General features: G+C 68.0%; 21 protein-coding genes and 1 tRNA gene. 14 read left to right on the top strand and 8 right to left on the bottom strand.

Annotation, left to right across the window (positions count from 1 at the left end):
- Positions 1-38: 38 nt before the first annotated feature.
- Entirely contained in the window at positions 39-896 is an 858-nt protein-coding gene (gene trxA / locus ACZK08_RS14170; protein ID WP_065181827.1) for a thioredoxin, read from the bottom strand.
- Between the two features lie 123 nt (positions 897-1019).
- Here trxA and ACZK08_RS14165 point away from each other — a divergent pair, with 123 nt between their 5' ends.
- From ACZK08_RS14165 to ACZK08_RS14130, 8 genes are all read left to right on the top strand, one after another.
- Positions 1020-1622 (top strand): DUF998 domain-containing protein, encoded by a 603-nt coding sequence (locus ACZK08_RS14165; RefSeq protein WP_065181828.1) that lies wholly within the window; start codon positions 1020-1022, stop codon positions 1620-1622.
- A gap of 105 nt (positions 1623-1727) precedes the next feature.
- Complete coding sequence (gene leuS, locus ACZK08_RS14160; RefSeq protein ID WP_065181980.1) at positions 1728-4370, top strand: leucine--tRNA ligase; 2643 nt, start codon at positions 1728-1730, stop codon at positions 4368-4370.
- 139 nt (positions 4371-4509) lie between these two features.
- The gene (locus ACZK08_RS14155) at positions 4510-5094 is read left to right on the top strand and encodes an LPS-assembly lipoprotein LptE (protein WP_053520122.1); all 585 of its coding nucleotides are present in this window, start codon (positions 4510-4512) and stop codon (positions 5092-5094) included.
- 11 nt (positions 5095-5105) lie between these two features.
- Complete coding sequence (gene holA, locus ACZK08_RS14150; protein WP_053520121.1) at positions 5106-6143, top strand: DNA polymerase III subunit delta; 1038 nt, start codon at positions 5106-5108, stop codon at positions 6141-6143.
- 3 nt (positions 6144-6146) lie between these two features.
- Complete coding sequence (gene nadD, locus ACZK08_RS14145; protein WP_053520120.1) at positions 6147-6812, top strand: nicotinate-nucleotide adenylyltransferase; 666 nt, start codon at positions 6147-6149, stop codon at positions 6810-6812.
- A gap of 58 nt (positions 6813-6870) precedes the next feature.
- Complete coding sequence (rsfS, locus tag ACZK08_RS14140; RefSeq protein WP_053520119.1) at positions 6871-7281, top strand: ribosome silencing factor; 411 nt, start codon at positions 6871-6873, stop codon at positions 7279-7281.
- Between the two features lie 64 nt (positions 7282-7345).
- Positions 7346-7816: a 23S rRNA (pseudouridine(1915)-N(3))-methyltransferase RlmH gene (rlmH, locus tag ACZK08_RS14135; RefSeq protein WP_019662111.1), complete on the top strand. Its 471-nt coding sequence runs from the start codon at positions 7346-7348 to the stop codon at positions 7814-7816.
- 22 nt (positions 7817-7838) lie between these two features.
- A tRNA-Asn gene (locus ACZK08_RS14130) sits at positions 7839-7915 on the top strand.
- Between the two features lie 41 nt (positions 7916-7956).
- On the opposite strand, the gene ACZK08_RS14125 is transcribed toward ACZK08_RS14130, so the two are convergent.
- From ACZK08_RS14125 to ACZK08_RS14110, 4 genes are all read right to left on the bottom strand, one after another.
- A complete protein-coding gene (locus ACZK08_RS14125; RefSeq protein WP_065174868.1) occupies positions 7957-9381 on the bottom strand; it encodes a basic amino acid/polyamine antiporter in 1425 nt (474 codons plus the stop codon).
- A gap of 129 nt (positions 9382-9510) precedes the next feature.
- Positions 9511-12318, bottom strand: coding sequence for a TonB-dependent receptor (locus tag ACZK08_RS14120; protein WP_065181829.1), 2808 nt, complete (start codon positions 12316-12318; stop codon positions 9511-9513).
- 195 nt (positions 12319-12513) lie between these two features.
- A complete protein-coding gene (locus ACZK08_RS14115) occupies positions 12514-13164 on the bottom strand; it encodes an energy transducer TonB (protein WP_065181830.1) in 651 nt (216 codons plus the stop codon).
- Between the two features lie 254 nt (positions 13165-13418).
- The gene (locus tag ACZK08_RS14110; protein ID WP_053516775.1) at positions 13419-14153 is read right to left on the bottom strand and encodes an SIMPL domain-containing protein; all 735 of its coding nucleotides are present in this window, start codon (positions 14151-14153) and stop codon (positions 13419-13421) included.
- Between the two features lie 129 nt (positions 14154-14282).
- Between ACZK08_RS14110 and ACZK08_RS14105 the strand changes: the two genes are divergently transcribed.
- From ACZK08_RS14105 to tldD, 4 genes are read left to right on the top strand one after another with little or no spacing between them, the layout of a single operon-like run.
- Positions 14283-14891, top strand: coding sequence for a Maf family nucleotide pyrophosphatase (locus ACZK08_RS14105; protein ID WP_053516777.1), 609 nt, complete (start codon positions 14283-14285; stop codon positions 14889-14891).
- Positions 14884-16371, top strand: a complete 1488-nt coding sequence (gene rng / locus ACZK08_RS14100) for a ribonuclease G (RefSeq protein WP_053516779.1) — start codon at positions 14884-14886, stop codon at positions 16369-16371. Before ACZK08_RS14105 ends, rng begins: the two co-directional genes overlap by 8 nt.
- A 30-nt stretch (positions 16372-16401) precedes the next feature.
- The gene (locus tag ACZK08_RS14095; protein WP_065181831.1) at positions 16402-20256 is read left to right on the top strand and encodes a YhdP family protein; all 3855 of its coding nucleotides are present in this window, start codon (positions 16402-16404) and stop codon (positions 20254-20256) included.
- Between the two features lie 60 nt (positions 20257-20316).
- Positions 20317-21762 carry a metalloprotease TldD gene (gene tldD, locus ACZK08_RS14090; protein ID WP_065174873.1) on the top strand — a complete coding sequence of 482 codons (1446 nt, stop codon included), beginning with the start codon at positions 20317-20319 and terminating at the stop codon, positions 21760-21762.
- 41 nt (positions 21763-21803) lie between these two features.
- On the opposite strand, the gene yjgA is transcribed toward tldD, so the two are convergent.
- Entirely contained in the window at positions 21804-22394 is a 591-nt protein-coding gene (gene yjgA / locus ACZK08_RS14085) for a ribosome biogenesis factor YjgA (RefSeq protein ID WP_065181832.1), read from the bottom strand.
- Positions 22395-22461: 67 nt separating this feature from the next.
- Here yjgA and pmbA point away from each other — a divergent pair, with 67 nt between their 5' ends.
- Positions 22462-23829, top strand: a complete 1368-nt coding sequence (gene pmbA, locus ACZK08_RS14080; protein ID WP_065174875.1) for a metalloprotease PmbA — start codon at positions 22462-22464, stop codon at positions 23827-23829.
- Between the two features lie 87 nt (positions 23830-23916).
- Positions 23917-24291 (top strand): DUF4870 domain-containing protein, encoded by a 375-nt coding sequence (locus ACZK08_RS14075; protein WP_053516791.1) that lies wholly within the window; start codon positions 23917-23919, stop codon positions 24289-24291.
- A 62-nt stretch (positions 24292-24353) separates the two neighbouring features.
- Here the strand turns inward: ACZK08_RS14075 and ACZK08_RS14070 are convergent, their stop codons facing one another.
- Both ACZK08_RS14070 and ACZK08_RS14065 read right to left on the bottom strand, forming a co-directional pair.
- Positions 24354-25232: a polyprenyl synthetase family protein gene (locus ACZK08_RS14070; protein WP_053516794.1), complete on the bottom strand. Its 879-nt coding sequence runs from the start codon at positions 25230-25232 to the stop codon at positions 24354-24356.
- Positions 25222-25482: an exodeoxyribonuclease VII small subunit gene (locus ACZK08_RS14065; RefSeq protein ID WP_065174877.1), complete on the bottom strand. Its 261-nt coding sequence runs from the start codon at positions 25480-25482 to the stop codon at positions 25222-25224. Before ACZK08_RS14065 ends, ACZK08_RS14070 begins: the two co-directional genes overlap by 11 nt.
- Positions 25483-25515: the final 33 nt, after the last annotated feature.

Raw genomic sequence — 25515 nt, 5'->3', positions numbered from 1 at the left:
CGTTCAGTGCAGGGATTCTGAACGGGACAGGCTTCCGTTCAGAACAGCAGCGAGGCCATCTTCCTGCGGTACTGCCCGACCAGGTCCTCGTCGGAGATCACATTGAAGGCGTCGATCAGGGTCCTGCGCGGCAATCCGTCCTCGAAACCGCGGTCGATCTGCAGCATTTCCAGGAACTGGGCCAGGGCCGCCTCGTCCTGGCCCTCCAGCAGCAGCTGCACGCCCCGCAGATGGCGCGCCTTGAGGTCGCTGCCATCGGCGGCGATGCGTGATTCGAGCACCTCGGCGGCCGGGGCGTCCTTGAGTGCGGACGCGAAGGCCAGGCGTGCACGGGCGCGCACGGCGCGGTCGTCGGTGGCCAGGTTGGCCGGCAGGCGGTCGATCAGCGTACCGGCTTCATCCACGCCGCCGATCTGCAGCAGGGCCAGGGCCAGGTCGAGCTTCAGCTCGTCCTTGTCCGGTTCGGCGGCGATCTGCGCGCGCAGCACGTCCACCTGTGCCTGTGGGTCCAGCGGTGCTTCCTCCTCGCTGACCGTATCGCCGACATCAGCGGGGACGATGCCGTGCTGGGCCAGGAACTCGCGCAGCTGGCCCTCCGGGATGGCGCCGGGGAAGCCGTCCACCAGCTGCCCGTCCTTGACCAGGAACACGGTCGGCACCGAGCGGATCTGGAAGGCGGCAGCGATCTGCTGTTCCTTGTCGACATCGACCTTGGCCAGCTCAAAGGCGCCGTTGTACTCGCCGGCCAGCTTTTCCAGCATCGGTCCCAGCGTCTTGCACGGACCGCACCAGGTGGCCCAGAAATCGACCAGCACCGGCGTCTGCAGCGACTTCTGCAGGACTTCGGCCTCGAAGGTCGCAGTGGTGGCGTCGAATACGTAGGTCGTCTCGGTCATGGAGGAGGCATCGCTTGGTATCTGGAGAGGGATTCTATGGTGGCGGAACCTGTCCGTCTCAACCCGGGCCGCTGCAAATGGCCGACAATGCGGCCTTCCTGTTGCCGCTGTCGTGGAGCCTGCATGTCGTCGCCGTCCCCCTTGCTGCGCCTGTCGGGCGTGATCGCCGCACTCGTCTTCGTGGCTGCGGTCATCGGCTTCGGTGCCGGCCTCGACGGCTATGCGCAGGCCCGCCATCCGGTGGCGTTGCTGGGCGCGCAGGGGATGCCGCATGCCCTGGGCTTCAATCTGCTGGGCTTCATGCTGCCGGGCCTGCTGGCGGTGGTGGTGGCCGAATGCCTGCGCCGGCAGCTGCCTGCCACCGCGGGCTGGGCCCCGCGTGTGGGCAGCCAGATGCTGCTGCTGGCCGGCCTGGCGTTCGCCGCCATGGGCGTGCTGCCGCTGGATGTGGATGACCTGCACGGGCTGGCCAGCCAGCTGCATGCCAGCGCCTGGATGGTATGGGTGCTGGGCTTCGTTGCCGGCGCCCTGCTGCTGGGCACGGCGCGCCTGCGCGACACACAGGGCCGGGCATTGGGCGGGGTGGCGCTGGCCTGTGGTGTGGTTGCCGCGTTGGCAGCCTTCGCCCTGCAGGGCGTGCTGCCGGCGCCTCTGTCGCAGCGGCTGGCCTTCGCCTGCTGGGCGGTCTGGCTGGCGTTGGCGCTGCCGCTGTCGCGGGCCCGTTGAGACGGTCGCGGGGCCGCCACCGGGCCCACAGCCGTCGGACAGGATTGGAGACGTTTGCCGCACTGCGGTACGCTGTACCGCTTTGCCGCCGCATCCGCGTGTTCCATGACCAGCGCTGAACCCAACGCCTACGACCCGCAGCAGGTTGAATCCGCCGCCCAGCAGTACTGGGACGCCACCCGCGCGTTCGAGGTCGACGAGACTTCCGACAAGCCGAAGTACTACTGCCTGTCGATGCTTCCGTACCCGTCCGGTGCGCTGCACATGGGGCACGTGCGCAATTACACGATCGGTGACGTGATCAGCCGCTACAAGCGCATGACCGGCCACAACGTGCTGCAGCCGATGGGCTGGGACGCGTTCGGCCTGCCGGCGGAAAACGCGGCGATCAAGAACAAAACCGCGCCGGCGGCGTGGACCTACAAGAACATCGACCACATGCGCAGCCAGCTGAAGTCGCTGGGCTATGCCATCGACTGGTCGCGCGAGTTCGCCACCTGCCGCCCGGACTATTACGTCCACGAGCAGCGCATGTTCACCCGTCTGATGCGCAAGGGCCTGGCCTACCGTCGCAACGCGGTGGTGAACTGGGACCCGGTCGACCAGACCGTGCTGGCCAACGAGCAGGTCATCGACGGCCGTGGCTGGCGTTCCGGTGCGCTGGTCGAGAAGCGTGAGATTCCGCAGTGGTTCCTGCGCATCACCGATTACGCCCAGGAGCTGCTGGACGGCCTGGACGAGCTGGACGGCTGGCCGGAATCGGTCAAGACCATGCAGCGCAACTGGATCGGTCGTTCCGAGGGCCTGGAGATCCAGTTCGACGTGCGCGACGTCGATGGCAGCGCGCTGGATCCGCTGCGGGTGTTCACCACCCGCCCGGACACCGTGATGGGCGTGACCTTCGTCTCGATCGCCGCCGAGCACCCGCTGGCGCTGCACGCAGCGAAGAACAATCCGGAACTGGCCGCGCTGCTGTCGGAAATGAAGCAGGGCGGCGTGTCCGAGGCCGAGCTGGAAACCCAGGAAAAGCGCGGCATGGATACCGGCCTGCGCGCCATCCATCCGGTCACCGGCGAGAAGGTGCCGGTGTGGGTCGCCAACTTCGTGCTGATGGGCTATGGCACCGGTGCGGTGATGGCCGTGCCCGGCCATGACCAGCGCGACAACGAAGTGGCCAACAAGTACGGCCTGCCGATCGTGCAGGTCATCGCGCTGAAGGATCCGCGCAATGACGACGAGCGCAATTGGGATGGCGCGCGCTGGCAGGACTGGTACAGCGACAAGAACCGTGCCTTCGAACTGATCAATTCGGCCGAGTTCGACGGGCTGGATTTCCAGGGCGCCTTTGAAGCCCTGGCCGAGCGTTTCGAGCGCAAGGCGCAGGGGCAGCGCCGCGTCAACTACCGCCTGCGCGACTGGGGCGTGAGCCGCCAGCGCTACTGGGGCTGCCCGATTCCGGTGATCTACTGCGCCAAGTGCGGCGCGGTACCGGTGCCGGAAGAGCAGCTGCCGGTGGTGCTGCCGGAGGACGTCGCGTTCTCCGGCACCGGTTCGCCGATCAAGACCGACCCGGAGTGGCGCAAGACCACCTGCCCGGAGTGCGGCGGTGCAGCCGAGCGCGAGACCGATACCTTCGACACCTTCATGGAGTCGAGCTGGTACTACGCGCGCTACACCTCGCCGGGCGCGCGTGATGCCGTGGACAAGCGCGGCAACTACTGGCTGCCGGTGGACCAGTACATCGGTGGCATCGAGCACGCGATCCTGCATCTGATGTACTTCCGCTTCTACCACAAGCTGCTGCGTGACGCGCGGATGGTGGACAGCAACGAACCGGCCCGCAATCTGCTGTGCCAGGGCATGGTGATCGCCGAGACCTATTACCGTCCGAACCCGGACGGTTCCAAGGACTGGATCAATCCCGCCGACGTGGAAGTGCAGCGTGACGAGCGCGGCCGCATCACCGGCGCGACCCTGATCGCCGACGGTCAGCCGGTGGTGGTCGGTGGCACCGAGAAGATGTCCAAGTCGAAGAACAACGGCGTGGACCCGCAGGCGATGGTCGGCAAGTATGGCGCCGACACCGTGCGCCTGTTCTCGATGTTCGCCGCACCGCCGGAACAGTCGCTGGAGTGGAACGAGGCCGGCGTGGACGGCATGGCCCGCTTCCTGCGCCGCCTGTGGGCCCAGGTGCAGAAGCATGCCGCCGAGGGTGCCGCCCCCGCGCTGGACGTGGCCGCGCTGGACGGTGGCCAGAAGGCGCTGCGCCGCAAGACCCACGAGACCATCGGCAAGGTCGGCGACGACTATGGCCGCCGCCACAGCTTCAACACCGCGATCGCTGCGGTGATGGAACTGATGAACGCGCTGGCCAAGTTCGAGGACGGCAGCGAACAGGGCCGCGCGGTGCGTCAGGAAGCACTGCAGGCCATCGTGCTGCTGCTGAATCCGATCACCCCGCATGCCAGCCACGCCCTGTGGCAGGTGCTTGGCCATGGCGAGACGCTGCTGGAGGACCAGCCGTTCCCGCAGGCCGACGCCAGCGCGCTGGTGCGCGACGCGCTGACCCTGGCCGTGCAGGTCAACGGCAAGCTGCGCGGCACCATCGAAGTGGCCGCCGATGCCGCTCGCGAGCAGGTCGAGGCGCTGGCCCTGGCCGAGCCGAATGCAGCGAAGTTCATGGAAGGCCTGACGGTGCGCAAGATCATCATCGTCCCGGGCAAGATCGTGAACATCGTCGCCGCCTGATGTACCCCGCACCGGCCGCCCTCCCGGCGGCCGGTGTTCCAGCAACGCGGGGGGGCATGCGGTTGATGGCCCTGCGTTCACGCGGTCTCGGGCACGCTGTCTGTTGCCGTGATCGCCCGGCTCCGCCAGACTGTTCTCCATGACCCGACTCCTGCTTGCCCTCGTTCTTGTCCTCGGCCTTGCCGGCTGTGGCTTCCATCTGCGCAACAAGCTGATGTTGCCGACCGACACCGCGCCGGTGAAGGTGGTCTCCACGGCCCCGTACAGTGAACTGGTCAAGCTGCTCAACCGCAGTCTGCAGGCGTCCGGCGCCAAGCTGGCAAGCGAGGATGGCAACGAACCCAGCACCCAGCTGCAGGTGTTGTCCGAACGCTGGGGCGACCTGCCGATCGCGATCGACTCGCAGGGTCGTGCGCAGGAATACAGCCTGCGCTATGCGGTGATCTTCATCTTCCGTCGCGAGGATGGCAGCGAACTGGTGCCGCAGCAGGTGATCGAACTGTCGCGCGACTACGTGTCGCCGCCCACCGACGCGACCGGTACCACCACCGAGCGCGAGATCCTGGCCGATGAACTGCGCCGGGAAATGTCGGCCTCGATCATCCGCCGCATCGACAGCGTGGTCCGTGCCGAAGTCGCGAAGGGGGGCAGCCTGTCCGCGCCGAAGCCGGTCGATCCTGCGGTTCCGGCCGAGCCGACACCGGCACCGGCCATCAAGCCCTGACCGGGACCGGCATGGAACTGCGTCCGGAGCAACTGGCCAGCCAGGGCGCTGATACCCCGCTGTCGCCGGTGTACCTGATCGCCGGTCCTGAGACGCTGCGCGTGCTGGAAGCCGCCGACGCGGTCCGTGCGCGGGCGCGCGCCGCCGGCATCGGTGAGCGCGAGGTGTTCGACGCCGATGGTCGCGACTTCGACTGGGGCCAGCTCGACGCCAGCTTCAACGCGCCGAGCCTGTTCAGTGCCCGTCGCCTGGTGGAAGTGCGGTTGCCCAGTGGCAAGCCGGGCAAAGACGGCGCCGAGGTGATCAGCCGGTTCTGCGCCGATCCGGCACCTGACGTCGTGCTGATGATCACCGCCAACGAATGGAGCAAGGCGCACCAGGGCAAGTGGGCTGAAGCGGTGGGCCGGGTCGGCGTGCTGTCGGTGGCCTGGGCGATCAAGCCGCATGAACTGCCCGACTGGATCGAGCGTCGCCTGCGCAGCAAAGGCCTGCGCGCGGATCCGGCCGCAGTGCAGCGCCTGGCCGAGCGCGTGGAAGGCAATCTGCTTGCCGCGGCGCAGGAGATCGACAAGCTGGCGCTGCTGGCCGATGGGCACGCGCTGGACGTGGAACGGATGGAATCGCTGGTGGCCGATGCCGCCCGCTACGACGTATTCCGGCTGGTGGAAGCCACGTTCTCCGGGCAACCGGCGGCGGTGCTGCGCATGCTTGCCGGCCTGCGCGGCGAAGGCGAGGCGGTGGCCGCGCTGATGCCGATCGTGATCCGGGAACTGCTGGCAGGTGCCGGGCTGGCACGGGTGCAGGCGCGCGGTGGCAACCTTGCCGCCGAGATGAAATCGCGCGGCATCTGGGAGTCGCGGCAGGCACCGTACAAGCGTGCGCTGCAGCGGCATCCGGAAGGCAAGCGCTGGGAACGTTTCGTGGCCGAGGCCGGGCTGGTCGACCGCATCGCCAAGGGGCGCGCCGACGGCGACGCCTGGCTGGCGCTGGAGCGCCTGCTGGTGGCCGTGGCCGAGCCGCGCGCCGTGCGGCTGCTGGCCCGGGCCTGATCGATGAGCCTGCGGGTCTATTACGGGGGCACCTTCGATCCGGTGCACCTGGGGCACTTGGCGATCGCGCGCGCCGCGCGCGATGAGCTGCAGGTCGCGGTGCGGATGCTGCCGGCGGCCGATCCACCGCACCGCCCGGTTCCCGGCGCGACCGCCGAACAGCGCTGCACGATGCTGTCGCTGGCCATCGGCGACGAGCCGGGGCTGCTGCTGGACCGACACGAACTGGATCGGGCCGCGCGCTTTCCCGGTCGCCCGTCCTACACCGTCGATACCCTGCGCGAACTGCGCGGCGAGCTCGGTCCCAGCCGGCCCCTGGCCTGGCTGGTCGGCGCCGACAGCCTGCTGGGCCTGCCCGGCTGGCATGAGTGGGAGGCGCTGTTCGGCCTGGCCCACTTCGTGGTGGCGGAGCGGCCGGGCAGTCCACTGCAGGCCTCGGTCGACGGCGAGCTCGGCCGTGTCCTGGAAGGGCGGTGGGCCGACAGCGAACAGGACCTGTTTGCCAGTCCGGCCGGCCGCATCCTGCGCCTGCACCATCCGCTGCGCGGGGAATCGGCCAGCGCCGTGCGCGCGCAGATCGCCGCGGCAGGGCCCTGGCGTGCCCTGCTGCCGCCGGCGGTGGCCGACTACGTGGCCGCGCAGCGGCTGTACCATCCGGCAACACCGTGAATGCCGCGACCGCGCCATCCCCGTATAATCGCCCCCACGTTTATCGAGTCGATCCACTTTGAGCAACCAGACCCAGCCCCAGACCATCAAGGTCGATCTGCCCAGCCCGCCGCCGTCCGTGCCGGAACTGCTGGCCAGTGTCCGTCAAGCCACCGAAGACCTGAAGGCCAAGGACCTGGTCGAGATCGACGTGCGCGGCCGGTCCAGCGTTGCCGATTACCTGGTGATCGTCTCGGGTACTTCGACCCGCCACGTCAAGTCGATCGCCGACGAGGTCGTGCGCTTCGCCAAGAAGATCGACGTGATGCCGCTCGGGGTTGAGGGCGAGCGCGAAGCCGAGTGGGTACTGGTCGATCTGGGCGACGTGATCGTCCACGTGATGCTGCCGCGCGTGCGTGAGTTCTACGCCCTCGAGCGCCTGTGGACGGTCGGTGATCAGCCGCCGTCCAGCGACGACGAAGTGGCCTGAGCCGCACGTTGATGCATCCCTTCGACGGCGCCGATGGCGCCGTCGACGTTTTCGAGGAGCGCTGATGAAAGCCCGCCTGATCGCCACCGGTGAACGCGCACCCAGTTGGGTCGCGCAGGGGTTCGCCGAGTACCAGAAGCGGCTCTCGCACTGGCTGCCGTTCGAGCTGGTCGAGATCGAGCCCGGCCTGCGCGGCAAAGGCCGCGATCCACGCCGTGCCACCGAGGACGAGGGCCGGCGGGTGATCGCCGCGCTGCCGAAGAATGCCTACGTCGTGGCGCTGGATGTGCCCGGCCGCCAGCTCAGTTCCGAACAGCTGGCGCAGCGCCTGGAGCATTGGCGGGGACAGGGCAGGGACCTGGCGTTCCTGATCGGCGGTCCCGAGGGGCATTCGCCCGAAGTTTCGGCATTGGCCGACGAGAAGTGGTCGATTGGTCCGCTCACGCTGCCGCACATGCTGGTGCGGTTGGTCGTGGCGGAACAGCTGTACCGGGCCGCCGCAATGATTGCAAATCACCCCTACCATCGCGCGTGAAGAGCCGTTATACTGTTCGTCTGCCCGAATAGCTCAGCCGGTTAGAGCACTTGACTGTTAATCAGGGGGTCGTTGGTTCGAGTCCAACTTCGGGCGCCACTTTCAGAAACCTGCATCGCGAGATGCAGGTTTTTTTTGCTCTACAGAGTCAGCGCTCCTCGCCAGAACGCCACCAGTGTGGCGATCGCAACGGCCAGGATGGCGCCGAACAGCACCCACTCCCAAGGCGTGAACACCTGTTCGCCACGCTGGCGACGGGTCAGCGCGAACAGCGCTACGCCCGGTACATACAACAGCACCGACAGCAGCAGGTTGTGCAGGCCACCGGCATAAACAAGCCACAGCGCGTATGCGCTCGCCAGCAGCGCGACGCTGAAGTCGCGCCAGCGGATTCCTGCTTCGCCGCCCGCATAGGCCTGACCACGCCAGGCCAGCTGCACGCCGAATGCCGTGGACAGGAAATAGGGCACCAGGCTCATCGATGCAGCCAGCAGTACCAGGCCGGTATAGCTGCCGGAATTCACCAGCACCAGCAGCAGGAACAACTGGATCAGGCCGTTGCTCAGCCAGAGCGCATTGGCCGGCACGCCGCGCGCATTCTCGCGGCCAAGGAACGCGGGCATGGTGCCGTCGCCGGCAGCCGCATACAGCACCTCGGCGCACAGCAGTACCCAGGCCAGCAGGGCGCCAAGCACCGAGATGATCGAACCGATGATGATCACGGTCGCGCCCCATTCGCCGACGATGGCGCGCAGCACGTAGGCCATCGATGGATTGGGCAGGGCAGCCAGCTCGGCCTGCGACAGCACGCCCATCGACAACAGGCTCACCAGGACCAGCAGCAGCCATACGCCGAGAAAGCCGATCACGGTCGCGCGCCCTACATCGGCACGACGCGCAGCGCGCCGGGAATAGATGCTGGCGCCTTCGATGCCGATGAACACCCATACGGTCACCAGCATCATGCCGCGCAGCTGCTGGCCGAGATCGCCGAGTGCGGGCGTACCCAGGAAATCGGCGCCGAACACGTCCATGCGGAACGCGCCGGCGGCCAGGATGAGGAACAACGCAATGGGCAGCAGCTTGGCCACCGTGACCAGGCCGTTGACGATGGCGGCAGTGCGCAGGCCGCGCAGCACCAGCAGGTGCACGGTCCATAGCAACAGCGACGAGGCGGCCACCGCTGCCGGCGTATTGCCTTCACCGAACACCGGCATGAAGTGGCCGAGGCCACTGAAGATCAGCACGAAGAAGCTGGCGTTGCCGAGTACCGAGGCAACCCAGTAGCCCCATGCCGCGGAGAAGCCGATGTAGTTGCCGAAGCCTTCCCGCGCATACGCGTAGATGCCGGTATCGAGGTCCGGCCGGCGGTTGGCCAGGGCCTGGAACACGAAGGCGAGCATCAGCATGCCGGCGCCACTCACCGCCCAGCCGATGATCGCGGCGGCCGGACCGGCGCTGCGCGCCACGTTCTGTGGCAGGGAAAAGATGCCGGCGCCGACCATCGAGCCGACCACCAGAGCGGTCAGTGCAGCCAGGCCCAGCCGTTGTGAGGTCGCAGCCATGAATCTCCCCTGCGGCAGCGCGGCCGCAGGGGCACAGTAGCGGCAGTGCCGTGAAGCCGCATGCAACATCTGCAACGACGGAGGCCCGGGCATGTGCCCGGGCCTCCGAAGGTGATGCTGCAGCGACGATCAGTTGAAGGTGTACTTGGCACCGACCGTGAAGTAGCGGCCGATGGCTCCGCTGAAGTGCAGCGGGTTGTAGTTCACGCCGCCATAGGTGGTCGGATCGAGCGGTGCGATGCGATCAAACACGTTCTGCACCGATGCGTTCAGTTCAAAGGCTTCGGTGATGTTCCAACGGCCGGACAGGTCGAAGGTGGTGAACGAGGAGATCTTCTCGACCGGCGAGCCATCCTCGTAGAACGCCAGGTAGTCGCCGCCACGGCGGTCCTTGTTCTCCAGCTTGCTGATGTAGTTGGCGACGCCGCTGACACTCCACGGGCCCTGCCTCCAGGTGGTGCCGAAGTTGATGCGGTCCTTCGGCGTGCCGATGCAGTTGGTGACGTCGCAGTTGCCGTGGGTGCCGGCGTAGTCGACCGTCACATCGGCATCGGTGCGCTCGAACTTCAGCACATGGCTCCACTGCAGATCCATTTCCAGCTGGCCCGGACCGATATCGAAGGTCTGGCGGATATCGGTGTCGATACCGCGCACGCGGGTGGAAGCGGCGTTGATGTACTGCGTGTTGACCGCCAGGATGCTGCCGGTGCCGGCAATGCCGTTGAGCAGGTTGGTGTCGCGCAGGACGTTGCCGGCGGCAATGGCGTCGGCGGTGCTGCCCTGGGCGATTTCGTTGGTGCGCTTGATCTGCCACGCATCCACCGTCATCGAGGTGGAGGAGGTCGGCTGCAGCACGATACCCACCGAATAGCTCTTGGATTCCTCCGGCTTCAGGTCGCTGTTGGGGCGGGTGATGATCGCCACCGAGCGTGCGGTGCATTCGGCTTCACTGATGGCGCAGCGCACCGGGTCGCGGGCGTTGGAGAAGGCGGCCAGGCCACCGTCGCCGTTCTCGGCCGGGTTCGGCGCGCGGAAACCTTCGGCGTAGCTGGCGCGCAGCGCGATCCAGTCGGCCGGGGTCCACTTCACGCCCAGCTTCGGCGTCGCCTTGCCTTCACCGCTCTCGTACTTGTCGTAGCGCAGTGCACCGGACAGCTCCAGCTGTTCCAGCACCGGCGCGGACAGTTCGACGTATCCGGCATACACGTTCTGGGTACCGTCATAGGCCGAGTAGCCCAGGCCGATGATGTCGCCGGTGTCGGTGAACGTCTGCGGGGTCAGGCTGTTGCTGGTCTTGCGCCACTCGGTGCCCATCGCCAGGCCGAGCGGGCCACCCTTGAGGTCCATCAGGCTGCGCGACACGGTGAAGTCGAACATGTCCAGGCTGGACTTGGCGCGTGCACTGATCTCCGGCGAGATGAAATCGTACAGCGCCTGCGAGTTGAGGTTGGCGTTGTCGCCGATGCGCCATACGCCACCGGCACAGTTCGGGTTGGCCAGTGCACAGCGGACGTTGTCGTAGTGCAGGAAGCCGGTACGACGGTTGATCAGGTCGGTGCCGGAGTGCAGGTAGGCGGTGTCATAGTTCCAGTCGCCCCAGTTGCCCTTGACGCCCACCAGGAAGCGGTTGAACTCGTTGGTGTTGTTGGTCACGCGCGGACCAACGTCCCAGGCCGAATAGCGCAGGCGCGAGGCCTGGCCGGGAATCGGGTTGTCCGGATGATCCGGGCCGAGCACGGTGGCACCGGAACCGCTGTTGGCGTTGACCGGTCCTTCCGGGTAGCCCCAGCCGCCGGACACGCCCGAGGGCGTGTTGCTGAAGGTGGTTTCCTTCTTCGAGTAGCCGATCTCGGTGTAGATCTCGCCGCCTTCGCCGAAGGCGAAGCTGGCACGTCCGAACACGTTGATGTACTTCTCTTCCGGGCTCAGGTCACGGAACTTCTGCGCCGGATCCCACAGGCAGCCCTGCTGCTGTGCGGTCGCATCGGTCTGGCCGGGAATGCTGGTCAGATTGGCACAGCCCGGCAGAGCCACCAGGAACGCGGGATTGTCGTCGTCGACATTGCGGTCGTCGAACACCGAGCCGTTCGGGCCCACGCCACCGGCAGTACCACCGGACAGGTAGGCACCGCCCAGGAACTGCGCGTCGGCGGCGGAATAGCCCCAGCGACGGATGTCACCGGTGCCGATCCACTTGCGGTTCTTGCGATCGCCGATCTTGATCGCGTCGGTCTTGCCGACGTCCAGGCTGAAGAATGCGTTCCAGCCATCGGTGGCCAGGTCGCCGGTGCCTGCGGTCAGCGTCGCCTTCTTGGCATCGCCGTCGCCGTCGCCGGAGACGCCGTAGGAACCGCGCAGGATCGCGCCCTGGAAATCGCTGCGCAGGATGATGTTGACCACGCCGGCGATGGCGTCGGAGCCATAGATCGCCGATGCGCCGTCCTTCAGAACTTCCACGCGCTCCACCGCATCCAGCGGAATGGTGCTCAGATCGGTGAAGACCTTCTGGCCATCGTCAGCCAGGCCGTAGGTGGCCATGCGGCGGCCATTCAACAGCACCAGCGTCGAGCCGGCGCCGAGGCCACGCAGGGAGATGCCGGCGCCGCCGCCGGCAAAGCCGTTGCCGAAGGTCTTGGGAATCGAGCCGGAACCGTCGGCGGTCAGGGTCTGCAGGTATTCGGCGACCGTGGTCTTGCCGGTGCGGTCGATCTCCTGGCGGGTCACCACCTGCACCGGGGACGGTGTCTCGGTATTGGTGCGCGGGATGTTCGAGCCGGTGACCGTGATGCGGTCGAGATTGGTGGCCTGCTCCTGGGCGAAGGCGGAGGAGGAAACCACGGCGCCGGCCAGCAGCAGGGCGCTGCCGGTAAGGATGTGAGTGATGGACGATGCCAGGGTGTCACGGCGGCTGGCGGGCCGATGGATCGGGTGTTTCACAGCTTCTCTCCTAACTGGAAAACCTTGCGTTGAGGGCTGTCGCCGGATCAGGTCCGGGACGGGCCAATCTAGGTTTCCGGCAGGTGACGGAGTCGTGAAATTTTGCTTAATCGGCAACGCGCGGACGGGCGGTGTGCGGATTCGCAAACCCGGTCGCGGATTCCGGCCCGGCCTGAGGCCGGGCCGGTGCAGCGGTCAGTCGGGCAGCGAGAACTGCACCGGCACCATGCCGATGGCAGGCACCGCCACGCCGTCACGCTGGGCGGGCTCAAACCGCCAGTGGCGCAGCACCTGCTGGCGTGCGGCCTGGTCCAGGCTGCGCGAGCCGCTGCTGCGTTCGATGCTGACCGCAACAGGCTGGCCGTTGCTGTCCACTTCCACGCGCAGCAGGACCGTGCCCTGTTCGCGGTTGCGCAGCGCGGGGATGGGATAGGCCGGGGGCGGCGCACTGCGGTACTGCAGCTGGGCTCCCGCCAGCGGCGTAGCTGCCGTCGGCGTCGGCGGCGCCATCACGGCGGTCGGTTCGGCGGCCGGCAGGACGATGCCTGGCGCGTCTTCGACCGTTGCGGTGGGGGCTGGCAGCGCCGGTGCGGTCGGCACTGCCTGGGAGCGGGGGGCGACCTTCACCTGTTCGGGTTCGGTGGGCAGGATCGGCGGAGGTTCCGGTGTCTCGACCTTTTCGATCCAGCGGACCGTGGTCGTGTCACGCGGGGCCTGTACCGCCTGGTAGGTGGCGGGGATGAGCAGCAGCAGCAACGCCAGCAGATGCAGTGCGATGGCCGCGCTCCAGGCGGCGATGCGGGCGGGGTCGAAGTGCGCGGATGCAACGGGATACGTACGAACCATGGTCCACCTCCGTGCCAGTGTCGAAAGACGTCAACGCACCAGGGCCGCCATCGGGGTTTGCCGCACGCGGCTGGCAGCCAAGCATTAGCGCGTCGTGGCCGCCATTGCCTAGAGGCATGTCAGGCGATGTTGAACTGGCCTTCATCTACGCAACGGGGCCGGAGACCTTTCCGCTGGAAAGGCATCCGGCCCCGTGGGCAGCAGATCAGGGCAGGGCGCTGTCCGGCGGACAGTGCCCCCGCCGTGCCGGGTCGTCAGCGACCCAGCTCGAACACCACGTCCAGGTTGACCGAAACGGTGGATTCGCCCGGCGCGACCGGCGTGGCCTTGTCCATGGCGGCCGAGGCCATCTGTGCCCGCATCATCGGCACCGGGCGGAAGCCGCCGTTGCTGTTTTCAGAGATGCTGACGATGCGGCGCACCTGCAGGCCCAGCGACTTGGCATAGGTCTGGGCGCGCGCCTGTGCCTTCTTCAGCGCGGCCAGGCGGGCTTCGTCATAGACCGGCTCCGGCTGGTCGATCTCGAAGCTGGGGCCGTTGATCTGGTTGGCGCCCTGGGCGGCCAGCGCATCGAGCACCCGGCCCAGCTTGGCGATGTCGCGGACCTTCAGGCTGACGGTGTTGCTGGCCTGGTAGCCGGTGATCTTCGGCGCTTCGTTGTCGGCATAGCGGTACTGCGGGTTGAGGCTGACGCCGCTGGTCTGCACATCGCGCTCGGCGATGCCGGCCGCCTTGATCGCGGCCAGCACCTTGTCCATCTGCTGCGCATTCTGGCGCATGGCGCTGTTGCCGTCGGCGGCCTGGGTGACCACGCCGGCCGACAGGGTGGCCACATCCGGCACACGGGTCGCTTCGGCGTTGGCCGAAATGTTCAGCAGGGTGCCCTCGGCCGGGGCGGCGATCGGCGGCGGCGGGGCGGCATGGGCGGACATCGAGGCTCCAAGGGCGAGGGACAGGGCAAGCAGCAGCGGGGAGGCGGTCAGGCGCATGGGATCTCCTTGTTGTGGCGTGAGGGTGGTGTCGTAGCGATGAACGCGCTGTGAGTCCGTTCGGGGTTGAAGGCACGCGGGAGCAGGTTGCCGACGATTCAGGCGGCGGCCTCAGGTTATGCTGTGCCGATGCTCTATCTTGCTTCCCGCTCCCCCCGACGCAACCAGCTGCTGGCCCGACTCGGACGCCCCTTCCAGGCGCTTGACCTGGAGGTTGTCGAGCAGCGCGCGCCCAGTGAAAGCGCCGAGCAGTACGTCTGCCGGGTTGCGGCCGACAAGGCGCGCGCCGGGTTGGCCCGGGTGCTGGCCGACGACCCGGACGCACGGGTGCTGGGCTCGGACACCGAGGTCGTGCTTGATGGCGAGGTGTTCGGCAAGCCGGTCGATGCCGCCGATGCCCGGGCAATGCTGGCGCGCCTGGCCGGACGCACGCACCAGGTGATGACGGCCGTGGTGGTGGTCGGCGCGGCCGGGCTGGACAGCGAACTGGTGGTGTCCGAGGTCACGTTCGCTGCGATCGGCACCGCCGACATCGCCGCCTATGTGGCCACCGGTGAGCCGCTGGACAAGGCCGGGGCCTACGCCATCCAGGGTGGGGCCGAGCGCTGGATCGAACACCTGTCCGGCAGCTACTCCGGTGTGATGGGGCTGCCGCTGCTGCACACCGATCGTCTGCTGGCGCGCTGCGGCGTGCCGGCTCCCATTGCCAACGCCGCCAGGGAGGCTGCAGATGTCTGAGGAAATCCTGGTCAATGTGACCCCACGCGAGACCCGGGTCGCGGTGATCGAGAATGGCATGCTGCAGGAACTGCACATCGAGCGCGGCTGGCGCCGGGGTGTGGTCGGCAACATCTACAAGGGCAAGGTGCAGCGGGTGATGCCGGGCATGCAGGCCGCCTTCGTCGAGGTCGGCCTTGAGCGCGCTGCGTTCCTGCATGCCAACGACGTGGTGCGGCCAGCGCCGGTGGCCAGTGCCGACACCGAGAACACCACGCTGCCACCACCGGCCAGCGTGCCGATCGTCGAGCTGCTGCGCGACGGCCAGGACATCGTGGTGCAGGTGGTGAAGGATCCCATCGGTACCAAGGGCGCGCGGCTGACCACGCAGATCAGCATCCCGTCGCGCTACATGGTGCTGCTGCCGCAATCGAAAGTGGTGGGCGTGTCCGCGCGCATCGAGGACGAGGCCGAGCGCGCGCGCCTGAAGGCGCTGGTGACCGAGTTGTCGGCACAGCACGGCGGCTACGGCTACATCGTGCGCACCAACGCCGAAGGGCAGCCGGCCGAAGCCATCGCCGAGGACATCGCCTATCTGTCGCGGGTCTGGAACGTGGTGGAGCGCCGCGGCCGCGACGCCACCCCCTGCAGCGTGATCTATGAAGACCTGAGCCTGCCGCTGCGTTCGGTACGCGACCTGATCCGCAAGGACGTGGACAAGGTGAAGGTCGATTCCAAGGAAACGTTCGCGCAGCTGCAGGCTTTCGTGGCCAAGTACATGCCGGTGCTGGCCGAGAAGCTGGAGCTGTACTCCGGCGATCGCCCGATCTTCGACATGTTCGGCGTGGAGGACGAGATCGGCCGCGCGCTGGACAAGCAGGTGCCGCTGAAGTCCGGTGGCTACCTGGTGATCGACCAGACCGAAGCGATGACCACCATCGACGTCAACACCGGGTCGTTCCTCGGCCAGCGCAACCTGGAGGAGACGGTGTTCCGCACCAACCTGGAGGCGGCGCAGGCCGTGGCCAGGCAGCTGCGGCTGCGCAATCTCGGCGGCATCATCATCATCGACTTCATCGACATGGACGATGCCGAGCACCGCCGCCAGGTGCTGCGAACCCTGGAAAAGGCGCTGGCGCGGGACCATGCCAAGACCACGGTCTACGACTTCTCGCCGCTGGGCCTGGTGGAGATGACCCGCAAGCGCACGGTCGAAAGCCTGGAGCGCCAGCTGTCGGAGACCTGCCCGCAGTGCAGCGGTCGCGGCACAATCAAGACCACCGAAACGGTCACCTACGAGATCTTCCGCGAGATCACCCGCGCGGTGCGCCAGTTCGATGCCGCGCGCCTGCTGGTGATCGCGTCGACCAAGGTGGTGGCGCGCATCACCGATGAGGAATCCGCGGCGGTGGCCGAGCTGGAAGAGTTCCTCGGCAAGAGCATCCGCTTCCAGGCGGATGAGCAGTACCTGCAGGAGCAGTTCGATGTTGTGCTGCTCTGATCCACGCCGGCCGAAGGTCGGCGGCGGCCGATGAGCGCGCCGCCGCGCCTGCGACTGCGAAGGATCCGCCGTCATCTCATTGCTGCCTGTGCGGTGGCCCTGGTCGGGCTGGCGCTGCTGGTGGGCACCTTCAGCCAGCTGCTGCCGCTGGCCGAGCGACACCCCGACAGGATCGCCGCCTGGTTGAGCGAGCGTGCAGGCCAGCCGGTCCGTTTCGACCAGCTGGACACGGCGTGGACCCGTCGTGGCCCGCTGCTGCAGCTGAAGGGCCTGCGCATCGGCGCCGGGCAGGGCCTGGCGGTCGGCGAGGCTGAAATCCTGGTGTCGATGTACAGCGGCCTGCTGCCGGGCCGTTCGTTGACCGAGCTGCGTCTGCGCGGCCTGGCCCTGGATCTGCAGCAGAGCGAGGACGGTCGCTGGTCGGTGCGTGGCCTGCCGCAGCCCAGCAGCGGTGGTGACCCGCTGGAGGCGCTGCGCCGGCTGGGCGAGCTGCAGGTGATCGGCGGCCGGCTGGGCGTGCAGGCTCCGGCACTCGGCATCGACACCGTATTGCCGCGCGTCGATCTGCGCCTGCGCGTCAACGGCGACCGCCTGCGGGTAGGCGTGCGGGCCTGGGCCCAGACCGACGCACTTCCGCTGACCGCCGTGCTGGATGTGGACCGTGTGCGTGGCGACGGCGAGGCATGGCTGGGCGCCGATCCCATCGATTTCCGCGCTTGGTCGCCGTTGCTGGCGGCCGGGGGCGTGCGCCTGCGTGAAGGACGCGGCGAACTCAATGTGTGGCTGACCCTGCGCGATTTCGTCCCCGTGGCGCTGACCACCGATTCGGATCTGCGGGATCTGCGCATCGACGGCGCACCGATGCCGGGGCTGGCAGTGCCGCGGCTGCAGTTGCAGCGCATGCAGGCGCTGCTGCGCTGGCAGCGGCAGGCGGACGGATGGGCGATGCAGGTACCGCGCCTGCGGCTGGTGGACGACACCGGCGCGCAGCAGCTTGATGGACTGCAACTGCAGGTCGGCACGCAACTGGGCATCCGCAGCGGGGCGGTGCAGGCCGGCACCGCGCTGCGTGCGCTGGCGCTGAGTGACCGCCTGGACCCTGGCCTGCGGCGCTGGCTGTTCCTGTCAAAGCCGCAGCTGGATCTGCGGGAACTGCAGCTGGCCGGCAAGCGCAACGGTCCGCTGTGGGCCCAGGGCGAGCTGCAGTCGCTGGGTTTTGCCAGCGTCGGTGACGCACCTGGCTTGCGTGGGCTGGGCGGCCATTTCGAAGGCGACGCCGATGGCTTCCGCCTGCAGCTGCAGCCGCAGCGCGAGCTCCAGTTCGATTGGCCGACCGGCTTCGGCGTGCGCCATGACCTGCACCTGGCAGGCCAAGTGGTGGGGTGGCGCGACGAAGGCGGCGGCTGGCGCATCGGCACGGCCGCCCTGCGCGTGGAAGGCACGGATTACGCAGCCGATCTGCGCGGCGATGTCTGGTTCCAGGGCAATGGCACGCGTCCGTGGCTGCAGCTGGCGGCCAAGCTGGACGATGTACCGATGACGGCCGCCAAGCGCTTCTGGATCCATTCCAGGATGAGCAAGGGTGCCACCGACTGGCTGGACATGGCGCTGGCCGGCGGCCAGGTGCGTGATGGTATCGGCCTGGTCACCGGTGACCTCGACGACTGGCCCTTCGACAACAACGACGGGCGGTTCGAGGCCACCGGTCATATCACCCGCGGCGACATCCGCTTCCAGCGCGACTGGCCGCTGATGAGCCAGGTTGACGCCGACATCGCCTTCATCGGTCCTGGCTTCCACATGCAGGGGCGCGGTGACCTGGCAGGCGTGCCGGTGCAGCACTTCGAGGCCGGCATCAAGGATTTCGGCCAGCAGCCGCTGTACGTGCGTGCCGATACCCGCAGCGAAGCCGGAAAGCTGCTGGCGCTGCTGCGGCAGAGCCCGTTGCACCAGGAATACGGCGAGACGCTGGACAACCTGACCGCCACCGGGCCGGCGCAGGTGACCTTCGACCTGCTGCAGCCGCTGCATGCCGACGAAGGGGGGGGGCACCTGCAGGGCACGGTCGATCTGGCCGGCGTGAAGCTGGTGGAGAAGCGCTTCGCGCTGGAATTCGACAACATGCGTGGGTTGGCCCGCTACGGCAACGGTGGTTTTGCCGCCGAGCAACTGGCGGTGCGCCATCTGGGCCAGGACGGCCAACTGAGCCTGCGCGCGGGTGGGTTCGTGCGTGACCCGAAGCTGGCCTTCGAGTCGGAGCTTTCGGCGCGCCTTGATGCAGGCGTGCTGATTGACCGCGCGCCGGAAATGGCCTGGCTCAAGCCCTACATCACCGGTACCTCGCCCTGGACCATCGCCGTCAACCTGCCGAAGGTCGCGCCAGGCGCGCCCGCTCCTCCCAGCGAACTGCGCCTGCGCTCGGATCTGGCAGGCACGCGCCTGGATCTTCCCGCCCCGCTGGACAAGCCCGCCGACGAGCCACTGGCCACCACCGTGACTGCGCAGCTGCCGATGGGGGATGGCCGTATCGACGTGGCGTTTGGCCAGCGCCTGGCCCTGGCCGCGCGCAGCCATAACAATCAGACCGGCGTGCAGGTGACCCTCGGCAGCGGCCAGGTCGACCGCGAGCCGCCTTCCAGCGGGCTGGCGGTCAACGGTCACAGCCCGACCCTGGACGCGTTGGAGTGGATCGGCCTGGCCCGCGGCGGAGACGGCGACGGCGATCCGATGCCGTTGCGGGCGATCGACGTGCAGGTCGGCCGCTTGATGCTGATCGGAGGGGTGTTCGAGCAGACCCGCCTGCAACTGCGCCCGGGCGCGCAGGCGCTGGATGTGCGCCTGGACGGCCCTTCGCTGGCTGGCCGCCTGAGCGTGCCCAATGCCGAGGGCGGCACCATCAGCGGCCAGCTCGACCGGGTGTATTGGCAGTCACTGCCGGCCGCACCCGATGCGCCAGCGGCACCGGCCCGGGTGCAGGCCGGTGCCAACGACATGGATCCGGCCAAACTGCCGCCGTTCGCGCTGGACATCGCCGACCTGAAGTTCGGCAAGGTGGCGCTCGGCCAGGCCGTGCTGCGCACCCGCCCGCGGGGCAACGGCCTGGAGGTGCAGACCCTGCGCTTCCGCGCGCCCGACCAGGAGATCGACATCACCGGCCGCTGGCTGGGCAGCAGCAGCGGCGCCCGCACCGAGCTGAACGCGCAGGTGCGCAGCGAGGATCTCGGCGCGCTGATGCAGAATCTCGACTACGGTGGCCAGCTGCGTGGCGGCGCCGGCCAGGCGCAGCTGCAGGCGTCGTGGAATGGCGGGCCGTCGGACTTCCAGCTGGGCAATCTGCAGGGCCAGCTGGATATCCATGCGCGCAACGGTCAGCTGCTGGAACTGGACCCCGGTGCCGGTCGCGTGCTGGGTCTGCTCAGCGTGGCCCAGCTGCCGCGGCGGCTGATGTTCGACTTCCGTGATTTCTTCTCCAAGGGCTTCGCGTTCAATCAGATCGAGGGCAGCCTGCAGTTCGGCCAGGGCGTGGCCCGCACCGACAAGGTGCTGATCGAAGGGCCTGCGGCGAACATCACCATCCGCGGCCAGGCCGACCTGCGCCAGCAGCATTTCGACCAGACCATCGACGTCAATCCGCGTGCCGGCAATCTGCTGACCGTGGTCGGCGCAGTGGCCGGTGGCCCGGTCGGGGCTGCGCTGGGGGCGGCGACCAATGCGGTGCTGTCCAAGCCGCTAGGTGAGATCGGCGCCCGTACCTACAAGGTGACCGGTCCCTGGAAGGAGCCGAAGGTGGAGGTGATCGAACGCAGCCGCGAACGGACCCCGCCGGCTCCCGCACCTGCGCCGACCCTTCCACCGGCCGTGACCGACCTGCCGCGGTCGCGCTGAGCGCGGCCTCCCATTCCCCGGGGCTTGCCTGAGTGCCCCTGCATCCCCAGATCGAGAGCCATGACTGATATCGCCCTGACGCTTGCCCAAGACCGCCTGCTGCGCCCCGGCGGCCTGGATACCGCTGGACTGGAGCGCACCTTCGGCCAGCTGCTCGGCCCCGGTGTCGATTTCGGCGACCTCTATTTCCAGCACGCCCGGCGTGAGAGCTGGAGCGTGGAAGACGGCATCGTCAAGGACGGTGCCCATTCCATCGAGCAGGGGGTCGGCGTGCGTGCCATTGCCGGCGAGAAAACCGGCTTCGCCTATTCCGATGACATCCATGCCGATGCGCTGCTGGCGGCGGCGCAGTCGGCACGCGCGATTTCGCGCGAGGGCGGTGCCCAGGCGGGCCGCTCGCTGCTGCGCGGCAATGCACGCGCGCTGTATCCGGCGCTGGATCCGATCGATGGGCTCGGCAACGAGGCCAAGGTTGAAGTGCTCAAGCGCCTGGATGGCTATCTGCGTGCCGCCGATCCGCGGGTGAAGCAGGTGATGGTCAGCCTGTCCGGTGGCGTTGACACCGTGCTCATCGCGCGCAGCGACGGCGTTCTGGGTGCCGACGTCCGCCCCCTGGTGCGCTTGAACGTGCAGGTGATCGTCGAGCAGAACGGTCGCCGCGAGTCCGGCTATGCCGGCGGTGGTGGCCGTTATGGCTACGAAGAACTGTTCGCCGATGGCCGGCCGGAAGCGTTCGCCCGCGAGGCGCTGCGCCAGGCGCTGGTGAACCTGGACGCGGTGCCGGCGCCGGCCGGTGTGATGCCGGTGGTGCTCGGCCCGGGCTGGCCTGGCGTGCTGCTGCATGAAGCGGTCGGCCATGGGCTGGAGGGCGACTTCAACCGCAAGGGCACCAGCGTCTACGCCGGTCGCATCGGCGAGCGCGTGGCGGCCCCGGGGGTGACCATCGTCGATGACGGCACCCTGGACGGCCGTCGCGGCTCGCTGAACGTCGATGATGAAGGCCATCCGACCCAGTGCACGACCTTGATCGAGGACGGCATCCTGGTCGGCTACATGCAGGACAGCCTCAATGCACGGTTGATGGGCATGGCACCGACCGGCAACGCGCGCCGCGAGTCGTTCGCGCACCTGACCATGCCGCGGATGACCAATACCTACATGCGCGCCGGCCAGCACGATCCGCAGGAGATGATCCGCTCGGTGAAGAAGGGGCTGTACGCGGTCAACTTCGGCGGTGGCCAGGTCGACATCACCAGTGGCAAGTATGTGTTCTCGGCCACCGAGGCCTATCTGATCGAGGATGGCCGCATCACCACGCCGGTGAAGGGCGCGACCCTGATCGGCAACGGCCCGGAAACCATGCAGAAGGTGCGCATGGTCGGCAACGACCTGGCCCTGGACGAGGGCGTGGGCATCTGCGGCAAGGACGGGCAGAGCGTGCCGGTGGGTGTCGGCCAGCCCTCGCTGCTGATCGAGGGCCTGACCGTCGGCGGCACCCAGGCCTGAACATGGCAACGGCCCCGGCCAGCGCCCCGGCCGGCGGGGACTCAGTCCTCGTCGGTCGCGTCGTCCAGATCGGCGCCGGTGTCGTCGTCGGTGGCGACCTTCAGGCCAAGCGCGGCCGGCAGCATCAGCCCGCGCAGCACCTGGTAGATCTCGCGGTAGGCGCGCGGCGGCTTGTTCTTCGCCTTCTCGGCCTGGGCGTTGCGCACCAGCGTGCGCAGCTGCTGGCGATCCGCCTGCGGATACTCGTCCAGCAGCGCGGCCAGCGCCTTGTCGCCGTCGTCCAGCAGGCGCTCGCGCCAGTCTTCCACGCGGTGCATCATCGCCACTTCGCGGCGCGAGGTTTCGCTGTTGGCGTCCAGCGCATCGCGGATCGCCTCCAGGGTTTCGTCTTCCTCGCGGCGCATGTGCTTGGCCAGGAACGCCAGCTGCCGCTTGTGGGCGATGTGGGCCGTGATGCGCTTGCACTCGGCGATATGCGGCAGCAGATCCTCCGGAATCGGCAGGCGCGCCAGCTGGGCCGGGGTCAGCGACACCAGCTTCTCACCCAGGGCCAGGACTTCCAGGGCTTCGCCGCGCTTCTGCTTGCGGCTCTTGTCAAGGAATTCACCGGTTTCTTCGTCGCGTCCGCGCATCGTCCACACCTGCTTTCAAAAAAGTCGCCCGGCGTGATGCCGGGCCCAACCTGTACAGGATAAAGCATTGAACGTGATCGCCCCTGAAGTGGTTGTCGGCGACGACAGCCCGGCCCGCCTGGAACGGCTGGCCGACCTTTCCCAGCAGCTGCTCGAGCGTGCCCGTGCGCTGGGGGCCAGCCAAGCCGAGGTCAGCTGCAGCGAGGACCGCGGCCTGGAGGTCAATGTGCGCCTGGGCGAAGTGGAAACCGTACAGTCCACCCGCGACCGCGGCATTGCCGTGACCGTGTACTTCGGCCAGCGCAAGGGCAGCGCCAGCACCGGCGACCTGAACGAGGCCAGCCTGTCGGCCACCGTGGAGCAGGCCTGCGCGATCGCCCGCCACACCGAGGATGATCCGGCCGCCGGACTGGCCGATGCCGGCCTGATGGCCAAGGACTTTCCCGACCTGGACGGCTGGCATCCCTGGGCCCTGCAGGCTGACGAGGCGGTGGACCTGGCGCTGGCCTGCGAGGCCGCCGGGCGCGAGGCCGACGCGCAGATCCGCAACTCCGATGGCGCGGCGGTGTCCACCTCGCAGAGCCTGTCGGTGTACGCCAATTCACACGGCTTCATTGGCCGTGAGCGCGGCACCCACCATTCGATCGGTTGTGCGCTGATTGCCGGCCAGGGCGATGGCATGCAGCGCGACGGCTGGTACACCAGTGCGCTGGCCAGGCAGGACCTGGAAGATCCGGCCCAGGTCGGCCGCCAGGCCGCCGCGCGTACCGTCGCCCGCCTGCAGCCGCGCTCGCTGGCTACGGGCAGCATGCCGGTGCTGTTCGCCCCGGAAGTGGCGCGCAGTCTGGTGGGCCATCTGCTGTCGGCCGTGTCCGGTGGCGCGCTTTACCGCCAGGCCAGCTTCCTGCTGGACAGCGCCGGGCAGCGACTGTTCCCGGACTGGATGCAGATCGACGAGCTGCCGCACCTGCGCCGCGGCCTGCGCTCGGCCGCCTTCGACGGCGATGGCGTGGCGACCCGCGCGTCGGCACTGGTCCGCGATGGCGTGCTGCAGCGCTACGTACTGGGCAGTTACTCGGCCCGCAAGCTGGGCCTGCAGACCACGGCCAATGCCGGCGGCGTGCACAACCTGCAGCTGGCGGCCAACGCCGGGCCGCTGGAAGACATCGCCCGGCAGATGGGCAGCGGCCTGCTGGTGACCGAGCTGATGGGGCAGGGTGTCAATGGTGTGACCGGTGACTACTCGCGGGGGGCCGGTGGCTTCCGTGTCGAGAACGGGGAGATCCAGTACCCGGTGGACGGCATCACCATTGCCGGCAACCTGCGCGAGATGTTCATGGCGATCGAAGCGGTGGGCAGCGATGTCGATCCGCGCTCGCACATCCGGACCGGTTCGATCCTGGTGGGGCGGATGACCATCGCCGGTAATGATTGATGGCGTCGATGGCGTAAGCTATGGCCGCCTGACGCAACCGGCCTGATGCCGGTGGGTCAAGACCACCCAATGAAAAGGAGTTTTGTCGTGAGTGAATTCGATAACGTCCCGCCGCCGCCGCCGGTCACCGCCGATGTCCCGGCAGACCAGCGCACCATGGCCCTGGCCGCGCACCTGCTGGGCATCTTCACCGGCTTCATCGGCGCGCTGATCATCTGGCTGATCAACAAGGACGACGCCGGCAAGTCCTTCGTCACCGACCAGGCCAAGGAAGCGCTGAACTTCCAGATCACCGTGGCCATCGCGATGGTGGTCTGCATCATCCTGACCATCGTGGTCATCGGCGCGATCCTGATGCCGATCGTCGGACTGGTCAGCCTGGTGTTCTGCATCATTGCCGCGGTCAAGGCCAACAACGGCGAAGCCTATCGCTACCCGTTCGCATTGCGCCTGATCAAGTAAGACCGGCTGCATGCGGACATGAAAACGCCCGGCATTGCCGGGCGTTTTCGTTGCGCACCACGTCAGTGATCGCGCTCCACCGCAAGCCTGGCCAGCGCGCGCAGCGCATCGGCCTCTTCGTGGTAGCCCGCCAGAGCAGCCTGCATGCGGGCCGCCAGCTCGCGCAGCTGCGCCTTCGCTCCCTCCATGCCGAGCAGGGCGGGGAAGGTACTCTTGTCCTGCGCCTGGTCCTTGCCTGCCGTCTTGCCCAGCTGCTCGGAGCTGGCTTCGACATCGAGGATGTCATCGCGGACCTGGAACGCCAGGCCGAGTGCATCGGCGAATGCGTCCAGCTGCACCCGCTGCGGCTCCGGCGCATCGCCGCACAATGCGCCCATGCGTACCGCGGCACGGATCAGCGCGCCGGTCTTGAGCGCATGCATCCGGGTCAGCGCGGCCAGCGACTGCTGCTGTCCGGTGGCATCGATATCCAGCGCCTGGCCGCCGCACATGCCGGCGGCACCGGAGGCGTGTGCCAGCGCCTGCAGGCAGTCCACGCGCAGTGTTGCCGGCAGTGGTGCCTCGGCCAGCAGGCTGAAGGCGCGGGTCTGCAGGGCGTCGCCGGCCAGGATCGCGGTGGCTTCGTCGAAGGCGATGTGGGTGGTGGGTTTGCCACGGCGCAGTGCATCGTCGTCCATTGCCGGCAGGTCGTCGTGCACCAGCGAATAGGCATGGATCAGTTCCACCGCCATCGCGGCCGCGTCGAGCCTTTCCGGTTGAGCGCCGAACAACTGGCCAGTGGCATAGACCAGCAGCGGACGCATGCGCTTGCCACCGCCGAGGACGGAATGGCGCATGGCCTGGTGCAGCCGCTGCGGTGCATCGGCCGGCGAGGGCAGGGCGGCATCGAGCAGGCTTTCGATCCGGTCGCGCCAGCGCGCGAACGCCGCCTCAGCCGTCATGGCTGGGCGGATCGAAGGGTTCTGCCGTATCGGGCTGTGCCGGATCGCTGAGCAGCCGGACGCGCAGTTCGGCCTGCTCCAGCGCCTGCTGGCACTGGCGGTACAGGCCCACGCCACGTTCGTAAGCACTGAGCGACGCTTCCAGGCTCAGCTCGCCGGTTTCCATCTGCTCCACCAGCTGCTCCAGCGATTCGAGCGACTGCTCGAACTGGGCAACAGGGGAGGCGTTTTCGGGGGACTTCTTGGCCATGCGGCAAGTGTGGACGGCACGCGCGCAGGGGTC

It is taken from the genome of Stenotrophomonas sp. 112478_Sma (assembly GCF_056479905.1).
The sequence above is the reverse complement of the archived record's forward strand: the minus strand, read 5'-3'. Positions and strand labels throughout refer to the sequence as shown.